The 12,296-nt window shown below is 44.7% G+C and carries 10 protein-coding genes; 8 read left to right on the top strand and 2 right to left on the bottom strand.

The features are described from left to right. Window positions 1-111 precede the first annotated feature (111 nt). Window positions 112-306, top strand: a complete 195-nt coding sequence (locus ACUN27_RS22320) for a hypothetical protein (RefSeq protein WP_315949386.1) — start codon at window positions 112-114, stop codon at window positions 304-306. 111 nt (window positions 307-417) lie between these two features. Next, window positions 418-1,872, top strand: coding sequence for a cardiolipin synthase (cls, locus tag ACUN27_RS22315; protein ID WP_326063725.1), 1,455 nt, complete (start codon window positions 418-420; stop codon window positions 1,870-1,872). Window positions 1,873-1,930: 58 nt separating this feature from the next. On the opposite strand, the gene ACUN27_RS22310 is transcribed toward cls, so the two are convergent. Both ACUN27_RS22310 and ACUN27_RS22305 read right to left on the bottom strand, forming a co-directional pair. After that, window positions 1,931-2,359, bottom strand: a complete 429-nt coding sequence (locus ACUN27_RS22310) for a VOC family protein (protein WP_326063724.1) — start codon at window positions 2,357-2,359, stop codon at window positions 1,931-1,933. A gap of 99 nt (window positions 2,360-2,458) precedes the next feature. Next, window positions 2,459-3,679, bottom strand: a complete 1,221-nt coding sequence (locus ACUN27_RS22305; RefSeq protein WP_326063723.1) for an AraC family transcriptional regulator — start codon at window positions 3,677-3,679, stop codon at window positions 2,459-2,461. Window positions 3,680-3,813: 134 nt separating this feature from the next. Between ACUN27_RS22305 and uidA the strand changes: the two genes are divergently transcribed. From uidA to ACUN27_RS22275, 6 genes are all read left to right on the top strand, one after another. Further along, complete coding sequence (gene uidA, locus ACUN27_RS22300) at window positions 3,814-5,610, top strand: beta-glucuronidase (protein WP_326063721.1); 1,797 nt, start codon at window positions 3,814-3,816, stop codon at window positions 5,608-5,610. 41 nt (window positions 5,611-5,651) lie between these two features. Then, a complete protein-coding gene (locus ACUN27_RS22295) occupies window positions 5,652-7,064 on the top strand; it encodes an MFS transporter (protein WP_326063720.1) in 1,413 nt (470 codons plus the stop codon). 526 nt (window positions 7,065-7,590) lie between these two features. After that, window positions 7,591-8,073, top strand: a complete 483-nt coding sequence (locus ACUN27_RS22290) for a DUF6530 family protein (protein ID WP_315949392.1) — start codon at window positions 7,591-7,593, stop codon at window positions 8,071-8,073. Between the two features lies 1 nt (window position 8,074). Then, on the top strand, window positions 8,075-9,274 hold the full coding sequence (locus tag ACUN27_RS22285; protein WP_326063719.1) for an MFS transporter: 1,200 nt from the start codon (window positions 8,075-8,077) through the stop codon (window positions 9,272-9,274). Between the two features lie 184 nt (window positions 9,275-9,458). Beyond that, window positions 9,459-10,325 carry an AraC family transcriptional regulator gene (locus ACUN27_RS22280; protein ID WP_418936969.1) on the top strand — a complete coding sequence of 289 codons (867 nt, stop codon included), beginning with the start codon at window positions 9,459-9,461 and terminating at the stop codon, window positions 10,323-10,325. Between the two features lie 159 nt (window positions 10,326-10,484). Further along, window positions 10,485-12,287 carry a sensor histidine kinase gene (locus tag ACUN27_RS22275; RefSeq protein ID WP_315949396.1) on the top strand — a complete coding sequence of 601 codons (1,803 nt, stop codon included), beginning with the start codon at window positions 10,485-10,487 and terminating at the stop codon, window positions 12,285-12,287. Window positions 12,288-12,296: the final 9 nt, after the last annotated feature.

Raw genomic sequence — 12,296 nt, 5'->3', positions numbered from 1 at the left:
CTGGAGGCTCATAGCTTCCAGTCTTTTTTACCTACTTCCTCTTCATTTATCATTTACAAATGACGATATGTATGTTGTCACGTGAAAAATGGTGAGGAGGCAGTTGTTCAGATGAGCAGGACGACAGATTGTTTAACCGATGCGGATATGTATCTTTGCATGCTATTTCAAACACCTGTTGAGGTGTGGTTTGATGGCGAATTAGAAGACTCAGGAACACTCATAGAAGCGTATTCGGATGATGTCATTAAAGTAGGCGGCGTTTACTATTTACGGAAGTTATGCCTAATTAAAAAAATAACCTAATGCAAGATCAACCTCGTGTTCTTAAGCCAGAATACGAGGTTTTTTTCGAAATTGCCGAAAATAAGGTATAATATTCCTGATCCACTGACAACAACGGTTAGGAGTGGCAACATGGATTGGATATCGCACGCACTTACTGTACTTTTTATTGTTAATATTTTACTTGCTCTTACGGTTGTATTCTTGGAACGCCGGAACGTGGCGGCTACCTGGTCTTGGTTGATGGTGCTTCTATTTATTCCGATTCTCGGTTTTCTGCTCTATGTGATGTTAGGGCAAAATTTAAGCCGCAGAAAGCTGTACAAATGGAATCAGCGCATGCAGGAAAGAATGCAGACGGTCATCTCTGAACAGCGGGAGCAGCTGATGAACGGGACGATGACATATCTGAATCCGATGGTCAGCGACTACCGTGATTTGATTTATTTGAACGTGGCCTCGAATGACGCATTTCTGACCCAGGATAACAGCGTCGATATTTTCACGGATGGGATAAGCAAATTCAGTGATTTGATGTTGAAAATCGAAGCCGCGAAAACGCATATTCATATGCAGTATTACATCGTCAAGAATGATGCATTGGGGAAGCGGATTTTTCAGGCCTTAACGAAAAAAGCGGAGCAAGGGGTCATCGTTCGATTTTTGTATGATGATATTGGTTCACGTTCGTTAAAGGATTCTTTCTTCCGTGATTTTCTGAAAGCAGGCGGGCAGAAAGCAGCCTTTTTCCCTTCGCGAATTCCTTATTTGAACTATCGGGTTAACTATCGCAATCACCGGAAGTTAGTCATTATTGATGGCAAAATCGGCTATATGGGCGGGTTCAATGTGGGGAATGAATATCTCGGCATGGATCCTCGTTTCGGGTTTTGGCGGGATACCCACCTTCGCTTAACAGGAAGTGTGGTTCGTGCGCTTCAGTCCCGTTTCATCTTGGACTGGAATTTAGCTTCTTCGACAGCAGTCGAAGTGGATCAGTGTTATTTTCCAGAACGTGAAGAAGGAGGGACTTCACAGCAGGTACCGATGCAGATCGTGGCGAGTGGGCCTAACGAAGAATGGCCGCATTTTGTGTACACCTTCCTCAAAATGATTCATATGGCTAAAAAAAGGATCCTGCTGCAGACTCCGTATTTTATTCCAGAAGAGAGCATGCTGAATGCACTGCGCATTGCAGCCTTGTCTGGCATAGATGTTCGTATCATGATTCCGGAGAAAGCGGATCACTTGTTTGTCCATTGGGCTTCCCTTTATTATGTGGGGGAACTGCTTCGCGCCGGTGTGAAATGTTACCTCTACGATTATGGTTTTTTGCACGCGAAGACAATTGTTGTTGATGGGAAAGTGGCATCGGTTGGGACGGCTAACTTCGATATTCGAAGTCTGCGGCTTAATTTTGAGACGAATGCGCTGATGTATCACGAGGAAACTGCGAAAAAGCTGGAAGCCACATTTTGGAAGGACATGGAAGGTTGTATGGAACTAACACTGGAGGAATATGAGAAGCGCTCCCTTCGCATCCGATTCCTGGAGTCCATCTCGAAGCTGATTTCTCCCATTTTGTAAACAAAAAACACGTCAACTCTCTGGAAAGAGAGGGCGTGTTTTTGTTTCACCCGTGGAATTAATAGACGACCTCACCGTTATCGTAGTTAAATTGCCATTGGATGCCGAACTTGTCTTCCAAACTGCCGTAGCACTTGCTCCAGAAAGTTTCTTGGAGTTCCATGCCTACTTTGCCGCCTTCTTTCAGCTTATGGAAAGCGGATTTGATTTCTTCGATATCCTTGCTGACCATGGATAAGGAAATATTATTTCCGGCTACAAAAGGCATACCTGGGAAGACGTCAGAGAACATCACGGTACTGCCGCTAATCGTAAGTCTAGCGTGCATAACCATGGATTTTGCTTCTTCTGGGAGTGGGTAGGCGGTGTCTGATGGCGTATCGCCAAAGGTCATGATTTTCGGTTGTTCAGTCCCGAATACTTCTGCATAATATTCCACCGCTTCACGACAATTTCCATTAAAATTCAAGTAAAAATCTAATGCCATTTGTATCACTCCTCAGATTTGTTTTTTTTCATATTATTCCCATATTGTATCATTTAACTTGTCCATAATCCAATATAAAGCAGACGAAGGACACTTCATTTAGCTCCTTTGAAATTGCGTTGGCGTCATGCCTTCGAGTTTCTTGAAAATGCGTGTGAAGTAGCCGGCATCATCGAAACCAATGGATTCGGCAATCCATTTGATGGCTAAATCGCCATTGCGCAGTAACGGTTTTGCTTCTTCAATTCGCTGTTTCTGCTGAAAGTCGGTCACGGTCATTCCCGTCTCTTTTTTGAATTGCCTGGAAATATGTGCTGGATGCGCGTGGCACTCCTGAGAAAGCTCCTCTAAACTTAATGGTTTATTATAATACAAGGAAATAAATTGAATAACCTTCTGAACGAGCGGGGAATAGCCCTTTACAGCATGCTGGCGCACAAGACGGCAATATTCGTCGAACATGAGCGTCATTAATTTGTTAAGAAAATCGATCGTTTCAGTTCTTTCTATTTGCTTTGCGAATTTCTCCGAGATTTGATGTAAGAAAAAGGGCTGAACAGTCGCATTTTTGGCGGCTACCCTCAGCAAGGTATTTAAAATAATAAGCGCATTTCTTAAGGCTCTTACCGGTTGGTTCGGGAATCTTTCGGAGAAGTCGTACAAGTTTTTCATTTTGGAGCGCACTTTCTGCAAAGTTTCATGATCGCCATGCTGGACGGCTTGCATCATTTCCTGTTCAATTTGATAACGCAATTCAATCAGGTCGATAAATACCTCATCAGGCTGCTGCAGCATAAGTTCTTTTTTTCTCTGACGGGGGAACCGGACAGGCTGTGGTTGGAGTTCTAATTCCCGGATATCCGTTTGGGAAATGCCTTCGATTTGCTCGAACAGATTGGCCATGCTTTGAACCCTCGCGGCGCTAATTAACTTCATTCCTCGATAAAAACCTTCTAATTCGATTCGCTTTCCTTGATCCAACTTGAACTTCGAGTATAGTTTATTGACGTCCGGAACCTGCAGTAAGAATGGCCCTGAGACTATGATTTTAGTGCGTTCCTCTTGTAATCGAAAAGCTTTGGCTAAGTAGGTAAACCCCCATATATTCGTGTATTTGCAGCATTGTTCAGGAGAGATTAGAGATTCCGCTGCAAGGAACGCGATATCTTCCTTCTGCCAGCTGCTTAGAAATTCAGGGATGATATCATGCTCATGATTTAACAAGACAGTTCCGCTGCTGGTCAAGACGACGGTGTTGATGTCCGTTAAGTGAAACAATGTCGTGCTAATTGCTGATAGATGAAACTGAAGTTCGCTCATAAAAATCTCCTTATTTCAGATTAGAATGTTAAAATAATCCCTAAAATGCAGTTTCCGTCCTACTTAGAAGTTAGTTAACTTAGTATAATCTTAATTGTTGAGTTTGCAAATGAGAATAAAAAGGAGCGGGTGTTATGTTATATCCAATAGTATCAGAGTCACGGGGAATCATAGATCTTAGCGGGATTTGGAATTTTAAATTGGATTTTGGAAAGGCCTTTCAAGAGAAATGGTACGCTTCTTCGCTTACTGAGACCATCCCGATGTCAGTGCCATCGTCATTCAACGATGTAGGCGTTACGGCAGATATACGGAATCACGTTGGCTGGGTCTGGTACGAGCGAGATTTCACGGTATTAAATTTACTAATGTCCGAGCGTATTGTCTTGCGTTTTGGTTCGGCGACTCATCGAGCAGTCGTTTATGTGAATGGCGAAGCGGTTATGGAACATAAAGGTGGGTTTACACCGTTCGAAGCGGAAATCAATTCCTTTTTAACTACTGGTCATAATCGGTTGACGGTTGCGGTGAACAATATTGTGGACGAGACGACGCTGCCGGTAGGAATTTACAGTGAGCAGGACGTTCCAGGTCGTGGCCTTGTTGCGAAAAATAGCCCGAATTTTGACTTCTTCAATTATGCAGGCATCCATAGACCGGTGAAAATTTATACGACTCCACATGTGTATGTGAAAGATGTGACCATTCTAACCAATTGGAACCAACAAAACGGACTTGTTCAGTACGAGGTAGAAATTACGGGCAAAGGACAAGTGAAGGCGTCTGTTGTTGATCAGTCGGGCGTTGTCGTGGGAGAAAGCAGCGGACTTCAGGGGTTGATCGAGATTGAAGAGGTGAAGCTGTGGGAGCCTTTGAAAGCTTATTTGTATACACTTAAAGTTGAGATTAGTGATAATGGACAGCTTATCGATGTTTACGAGCAGCCATTTGGTGTTCGCACCGTTGAAGTCAAAGACGGGAAATTCCTGATTAATGATAAACCGTTTTATTTCAAAGGGTTTGGGAAACATGAGGATTCGGCGATTCATGGAAGAGGATTTAACGAAGCGGCGAATGTTCTCGATTTCCGTTTGATGAAATGGATCGGTGCCAATTCGTTCCGTACAGCGCACTATCCTTATTCGGAGGAGTTAATGAGGCTCGCTGATCTTGAAGGTCTTGTTGTCATTGACGAGACGCCTGCCGTCGGGCTGCACTTGAATTTCATGGCGATGTTCGGAGGCGGTCCGAAGCGGAAAACTTGGGAGGAACTCCGCACCAAAGAGCATCATCAGGATGTCATTCGGGAACTCATTGCGCGTGACAAAAATCACCCTTGTGTCGTCATGTGGTCTATTGCCAACGAGCCGGCTTCAGAAGAAGAAGGAGCGGATGCTTACTTCAAGCCGCTTGTCGAGCTTGCCAAGGAACTTGATCCGCAAAAAAGACCTGTGACCATTGTCACACACCTGATGTCAACGCCTGAAACGTGCAAAGTGGCGGAGCTTGTTGATGTGCTAGCACTAAATAGATATTACGGCTGGTATGTGCAAAGCGGAGATATGGAAGCAGCCAAAATCAAACTGCGCGAGGAACTGGATGGCTGGGGCAAACGCTGCCCGGGCAAACCAATCATAATGACCGAGTATGGGGCAGACACGATTGCCGGCTTGCATGATGTAGACCCTGTGATGTTTACAGAAGAGTTCCAGGTCGAGTACCTGCGGGCAAATCACGAAGTGTTTGATGAATTCAGTACCTTTGTTGGTGAACAGGTTTGGAATTTTGCTGATTTTAACACGTCCCAAGGCGTTATACGGGTTCAAGGGAACAAAAAGGGCATCTTCACTCGGGATCGAAAGCCGAAATATGCGGCACATGAGCTGCGCAAAAGATGGCTGGCTATTCCAGAGTTCGAGTATAAGAAATAAGATCTGAGCACTCTGAGTTACACATGTAGCGGGGGGATACGATGAGTAATTTGGCTATTCACAATGTGCCTGAAACAAAGGGTAACGTCAAGGCAAGCCGTCCTTTTGGGATACGAGATAAGCTGGGGTATTTGTTCGGCGACTTCGGGAATGATTTCTTTTTTATCCTCGTGAGCTCGTTCCTGATGGTCTACTATACGGATATTTTCAAAATTCATGCGGCAACGATCGGCCTTGTATTTGTCATTGCAAGACTCTGGGACGCTGTTGCAGATGTGGTGTGGGGGCGTTTCATCGACACAAGAAAAGCGGGGGTTCAAGGCAAATTTCGGCCTTGGATCTTCCGAATGTCTTTTCCGCTCGTCTTGTCCGGTATTCTTATGTTTGTGAAAATCCCGGGGATGTCCGATGGTTTCTATATGGCCTATGCATTTGTCACTTATCTGATTTGGGGAACACTGTACAGCACGGTCAATATTCCATACGGGTCTATGGCGTCTGTAATTACTAGCGATTCAGTGGAGCGCACGACATTATCGACATTCAGAACGATGGGGGCTATGCTGGCGAGTCTAATCATTAATGTGATCGGGCCTTTAATCCTATTCGTTAACAATAAAGCAGATTCCAACAGGTTCATGCTGGCAGCTATTATTTTCGGCATTTTGTCGATTGCCTGCTACATGGCTTGTTACAAACTATCAACAGAACGGATCACAATACCAGAAGAGCAAAAAAATAAGATCCATCTAGGTACAACTTTACAAGGTATGTTAAAAAACAGGCCGTTAATCTCTATTTTGATCGCATCGCTCACGTTTATGATGCTTTCTATGCTGGTAGGTGCAGTGAATGTTTATCTGTTTAAAAATTATTTTGGAAGCGCTTCGATGTTGAGTATGGCTGGATTAATTCAGACAGCTGCGGTATTTATCGCAATTCCTTTTGTGAAATCATTGGTGCACAAGTATGGCAAAAAGGAAATAGCTGCAGCAGGTATGCTGCTTTCCTCCGTTGTCTACCTTACCCTCTACTTCCTGCCGCATTTGACAGCTTGGCAATTTGTCCTTATTTCCGCTGTTGGCATGTTTGGCTTTGCCTTTTTCAACTTAGTCGTATGGGCTTTTGTCACTGATGTGATTGACTACCAGGAGTATGTGACTGGTGTGAGGGAGGATGGCACGGTGTATTCCGTGTATTCCTTTGCCCGCAAGGTAGGCCAAGCGCTTGCCGGCGGGATCGGCGGCGTGGCTATCGGTTCGGTTGGCTATGACGCAGCTCGGTCTGTTCAGACCAAAGAAGCGTTAGATGGCATATACACGTTAGCCACTTTAGTCCCCGGCATCGTCTATCTGGTCATTTTTCTAATCATTGTATGCTTGTACCCGCTGAATAAACAGCGGACGAGTCAGTTGGCCAATCATTTGAACGAAAAGAGATTAGGGGACGCTTAAGAGTGAGAGTATAGGAACTGATTAACCTGACTGTGTGCAGCTCAGGTTTTTTGGTTTGCTAGGATGCATGGCTGAGCACGGGCTCTCCACATGACGATAGTCTGGTGGGAGCTACAGATGCGGCTGTATGCGGCGGCAAATAGTGGACCATGAGGGAGTTATTTGTGCCCTCAGGGTTGTTTCAGGCTTTTCGGGGAACTGTAGGGCCTTATTTCTAAGGATTTGGCGGAAAACCCGCCCAATCCCAAGAAATAAGGTCTCTCAGTTCCCTTTCGGCGTCTAAAGGGCTTATTTCGCCGAAATAGCGCCCTGTAGTTCCCACGGCCGAGTCACAGCCCTCGGCCCCGGCCTTGCCGCAGACATGCCAGACTGCATGCAGCGGCACATCTGTCAGATGGTGCGACGCGAAAGACAACTAAGGCCGGATTGCATTGACTAATCCGGAACATCGATATAGAATTGGGTTTGTAAATTAGTAATTCAGTAAATTACTAAATTACTAAACTCAATCAAAGGAGATAACCAAATGAAAATACCTACTTCTTTAAAACATAAGCCCGTCATTGTTTCCGAAAATTATGAGCAAGTGGACGGTAGATACGCCGATACATCCGATGCAAAAGGGCTCTCTTTAGGACTGGCTCAATGGAATGACAGAGGGAAGGTCGACATTTCGGCCAAGGTCTGGAGATACACAGGGGAGAAGTGGTCGAGGCAATCGGAAGAGCTTCCGCTGCACCGCGTCCTCGATCTTGCCATTCTTATAACAAGAAGCATGCTGTATTTCCGCGAAGATGCGTATCGAAATAAGAGCTTATACGATCCTGAGAATCCAGTAATTGATCGTGTAGGTCTGCAAGGAGATGCCATGACCGTGGCCGTCTGTACGGATAACGATAGAATTAACGAAGACATCAAACTATTCAGCCAAGCGCTTAGCGAAGATGACGAGCTCAACGGCGAACGTCTGCGTACGCTGTCTAGTATTTTAAAAGATATGGGGTATTAACGTGTTTACGAATCGATACGTGCGAACGATTATCCTTTCGCGGGTGTTTCTGCAGTTAGGTGTATGGATAAGAAATTTTGCCGTGCTTTTATATGTGACTGATATAACAAATAATGATCCTAAGTATGTATCACTTATTTCCGTCGTTGAGTTTGCTCCAATTTTTTTATTCGCCATCATCGGAGGGACGTTCGCGGACCGCTGGAAGCCAAAGCGCACGATGGTGTGGAGCGACTTTTTATCAGCTATTTCCGTGTTAGTCGTGTTGCTCGCTCTTGTGATGGGCGAATGGTATGCGCTATTAATTGGAACACTGATCTCAGCGAGTTTATCTCAATTTTCGCAACCCTCTGCGATGAAGCTCTATAAGAAACACGTTGCCAGTGACAAATTGCAAAGTGTCATGGCTTTATCGCAATCTTTAATCGGCATCTTTACCATTATCGGTCCGATCATTGGTGTCTTTATTTTCATGCAGTTCGGTATTCAGGTTTCCCTTTTGTTGACGTTTTTATTTTTCCTGACCTCTGCCATCATCTTGTCGTTTTTACCTCGTGACACAGATGAAGCGAACGCGCAAAATACCGGTAGCTTTATGACAGAGATGAAAGCTGGAATCAGTTATGTATGGTCTAACCGTTCATTACGAACCCTAGGTGCAACTTTTGCTGCTTCAGGGCTTGCCGCGGGGATGATTCAGCCCCTAATGATTTTTATCACGATTGAAAATTTAGGACAGGATAAATCATTTATGCAGTGGTTTCTAATGACGAACGGCGCGGCTATGCTGATTGGCGGAGCCTTCATCATGACGGTAGCCAAGAAAGTGAAGCCGCAAGTTTTGCTTGCGGTAGGCTTGTTGGTCAGCGCCATATGTACCATTGCAGTCGGAGCATCGAAGATATTGCTTCTGTCCTTTGCGCTCCAAGCGCTCAGCGGGTTATTTTACCCTTGCATTCAAGTCGGCATTCAAACTCTGCTGATGAAAAATACAGAAGCCGCTTATATGGGCAGGGTCGGAGGCGCTATAACTCCCATTTTTATGGGCATGATGGTGGTTGGCATGTCGATTTCCGGATATTTAAAAGATATGTCCTCACTGCTTTCGGTCTATGTACTCAGCGGCTGTTTGCTCCTGGTTGGAGCATGGTTGTTGATGCCGATCATGAAGGAAAAGCAAGCGCGGGTGCAAAGTTTTTGATTCTCATGACAACAAGAGGCTGTCCACAGGTTAATAAACCTCAAGACAGTCTCTTTTCTTCTTCTTCTTTTTCTTTTTCTTCTTCTTTTTTAACCAAGAACCCTGCGAGATTGTGCACGAAAAGTCGGATACTGTCTTTGTACAATTGCTATTGTATAAATAAGCGAGGGAGGTGAGCTTGAAGATGCTTGAAAACATGAACGGGGCTCTATCTTATATCGAAGAAAATCTAACAGACGAGATTGATTTCAAAGAAGCAGCCAGAATAGCGATGTGTTCGGAGTTTCATTTTAAAAGAATGTTTTCGTTCCTGGCTGGTGTCCCGCTGTCGGAATACATTCGCCGCAGAAGGCTGACGCTTGCTGCATTTGAGCTGAACCATAGCGCAATCAAGATTATTGATTTGGCAGTCAAATACGGCTATAATTCGCCTGATTCTTTTACCAGAGCTTTTCAAAGCATGCATGGGATAACGCCAACAGAGGCAAGAGAGACGGGGCAAACGTTAAAAGCTTACCCAAGACTGACCTTCCAGCTCACAATTAGAGGAGGAGATGTCATGAACTACCGGATTGAAGAGAAAGAAGCATTTCGCATCGTGGGACTGAAGAAAAGGGTGCCGATTATTTTTGAGGGAGTGAATCCAGAAATCGCCGCCATGTGGGGAAGTTTAAACGAGGAGCTCATTCTACAGCTTAAATCGCTTTCCAATGTGGCGCCAAGCGGGCTTATTAGCGGGTCAGCCAACTTTTCGGAGGGGAGGATGGAAGAGAAAGGGGAGCTCGATCATTATATCGGAGCGGCAACCACGAAAGAGTGCCCGGATCATCTGGCTGCACTGGAAGTTCCTGCCTCCTCGTGGGCCGTATTTGAGGCTGTGGGTTCTTTTCCGGAAACGCTGCAACAGGTATGGGGCCGCATCTATGCCGAGTGGTTTCCATCGTCGAGCTATGAACAAGTGGATGGTCCGGAGATCTTATGGAATGAAAGCAAAGACGTAACATCCCCTAACTTTAGAAGTGAAATATGGATTCCTGTTTCGAAAAAGTAAGTGAAACTTCATGAACAATCGAGTAGAGATGGTGCTTCCGGAGCATCCTCTCTTTTTTTTGCAACATTTTATTATTATTTTATGTGATCTTTCGCTTATTTCGACAAACATTTCAAATTGAACATGTTAGATTATTCGTGTATTTAATCGGTGGAAAGGGTGAGCGCTTTCAATAATGTCAGCAAACTAATCTCGATTCGCACGATCTTGCTGTCCGTTTTTCTTCTGCTCATGATTCTTCCGCTAGTCGTTATCACGTATATTACCTACAAAAAGGAAAATGAATTGTTTCAAAAGCAGGTTAGTCAGTATCTTCTGCAGACCGTAGGGCAGACTCAGCGTGCTTTGGATGCCAATCTCTCAGAGATTGATCGACTCACTTGGACTTTGTTATATGAACAGTCGCTTGATTTTTTAAACGGCCCCTTAGACTCCTCTTATCCACTGTTCGAAGCCAATCAGAAGTTTAAAAATATGGTCTATTCCAATCTATTTCGTGGCAGGCTGGAGCATATCCGAGCCATCTATTTTATAACAGCTGGACATGAAGTGCTTTCGACAGAAAATTTATTTTACACATATGAGCAAGTTGATCGCGTCAATATTCAATTTGTTATGGATCAAATAGAGCGCCAACCCTTGAAAATGAACTGGTTTAGCGATAAAAGATCGATTTACCGTCTAAAGGACGGTTTCGAAACACCGGTTCGCGCGTCCGTTACGGCTGCTCGGCGTCTGATTGACAGTAACACGGCAAAGCTTCGAGGTTATTTATTTGTGCAATTTAACGATCGTTTTATAAGCGAGCATTTGCGAAATGTTCAAATTGGTTCAACGGGCTCGTTATTAGTCACGGATGCTTCCGGCGATGTGATTTATCAGCAGGACCCTCAGCTGTCTCAAAATAATAAAATAAGCCAAGCCATACAAGCCTTGCCCTCACAAGGTCAAGGGCTGCAGATTGTCGATGGCAAATGGCTGCTCGCCTTCGATACCTCCAAAATTAGCGGATGGAAGATGACGGCGGTCGTCCCTATTAATGAATTAATCGGACCCAATCAAAAAATATTGCGGTATTTGTTAATGATGTCGGCCATTGGCGCGCTTGTCGCGGTAATCGTCTCGTTTCTGTTGGCTACCGCCATTTCGAAGCCGGTTATTAATCTTGCCCGATTAATGGCATTTGCGGCGAAAGACAATCTTCATGTACGGGATACGCAAGGACCCATTCAAGAGATCAGCATCTTGCAATTTAGCTTTAATCGATTGATGGACCGTATTCAAAGGCTAATCCAAGAGAATGAAAAGCAGCAGAAGGAAAAACGCGAGGCTCTTCTTCAAGCGCTGCAAATGCAGATCCATCCTCATTTTTTATATAACACGCTGGATATGATTTATTGGATGGCCAAGAAACATAAAGCGGAATCCATCAGTAAGCTGGTAACGGCTTTAGGGAGGTTCTTTCGGTTCACCCTTAATGCCGGCCAGGAATGGACAACACTGGGGAAAGAGCTAGAGCACGTGGAGAACTATTTACAAATTCAATCCTTTCGATACAGAGACAAGCTGTACTATGAAATTGAGCTGGAACCCGAAGTTGCTTATGTCAATGTGATGCCGCTTATTCTGCAACCGTTAATTGAAAACGCTTTAGAGCATGGGATATCCAAGAGTCAGGATGGCGGAAAAGTCATGATCAAAGCGTTTCGAAGCGAAGATAATGTTCTGATCGTCATATCGAATACGGGTAGACAGGTCGATCTGGATCATGTCCGGCTTTTGCTGCAGAATGCAGCTTCAAACAACCATGTGGGACTGCGAAATGTACAGCAAAGAATTCAGACAGCCTTCGGGACGGAGTATGGCATTGAGGTAGCGGCAGGTGAGGATCAAGGCGCGTTGGTAACGGTTACAATCCCTTATCGATTGGCTACGTTCCAAGAGGATCAAGAGGGGGCATAGCATTTGAAA

It is taken from the genome of Paenibacillus sp. WC2504, assembly GCF_052682475.1.
Note: the sequence above shows the minus strand (reverse complement) of the source record. Positions and strands in the feature narration are given on the sequence as shown.

Coding starts and splice junctions, on each gene's coding strand:
- ACUN27_RS22320 (WP_315949386.1), top strand. CDS start 112: ATGAGCAGGACGACAGATTGTTTAACCGATGCGGATATGTATCTTTGC.
- cls (WP_326063725.1), top strand. CDS start 418: ATGGATTGGATATCGCACGCACTTACTGTACTTTTTATTGTTAATATT.
- ACUN27_RS22310 (WP_326063724.1), bottom strand. CDS start 2,359: ATGGCATTAGATTTTTACTTGAATTTTAATGGAAATTGTCGTGAAGCG.
- uidA (WP_326063721.1), top strand. CDS start 3,814: ATGTTATATCCAATAGTATCAGAGTCACGGGGAATCATAGATCTTAGC.
- ACUN27_RS22305 (WP_326063723.1), bottom strand. CDS start 3,679: ATGAGCGAACTTCAGTTTCATCTATCAGCAATTAGCACGACATTGTTT.
- ACUN27_RS22295 (WP_326063720.1), top strand. CDS start 5,652: ATGAGTAATTTGGCTATTCACAATGTGCCTGAAACAAAGGGTAACGTC.
- ACUN27_RS22290 (WP_315949392.1), top strand. CDS start 7,591: ATGAAAATACCTACTTCTTTAAAACATAAGCCCGTCATTGTTTCCGAA.
- ACUN27_RS22280 (WP_418936969.1), top strand. CDS start 9,459: ATGCTTGAAAACATGAACGGGGCTCTATCTTATATCGAAGAAAATCTA.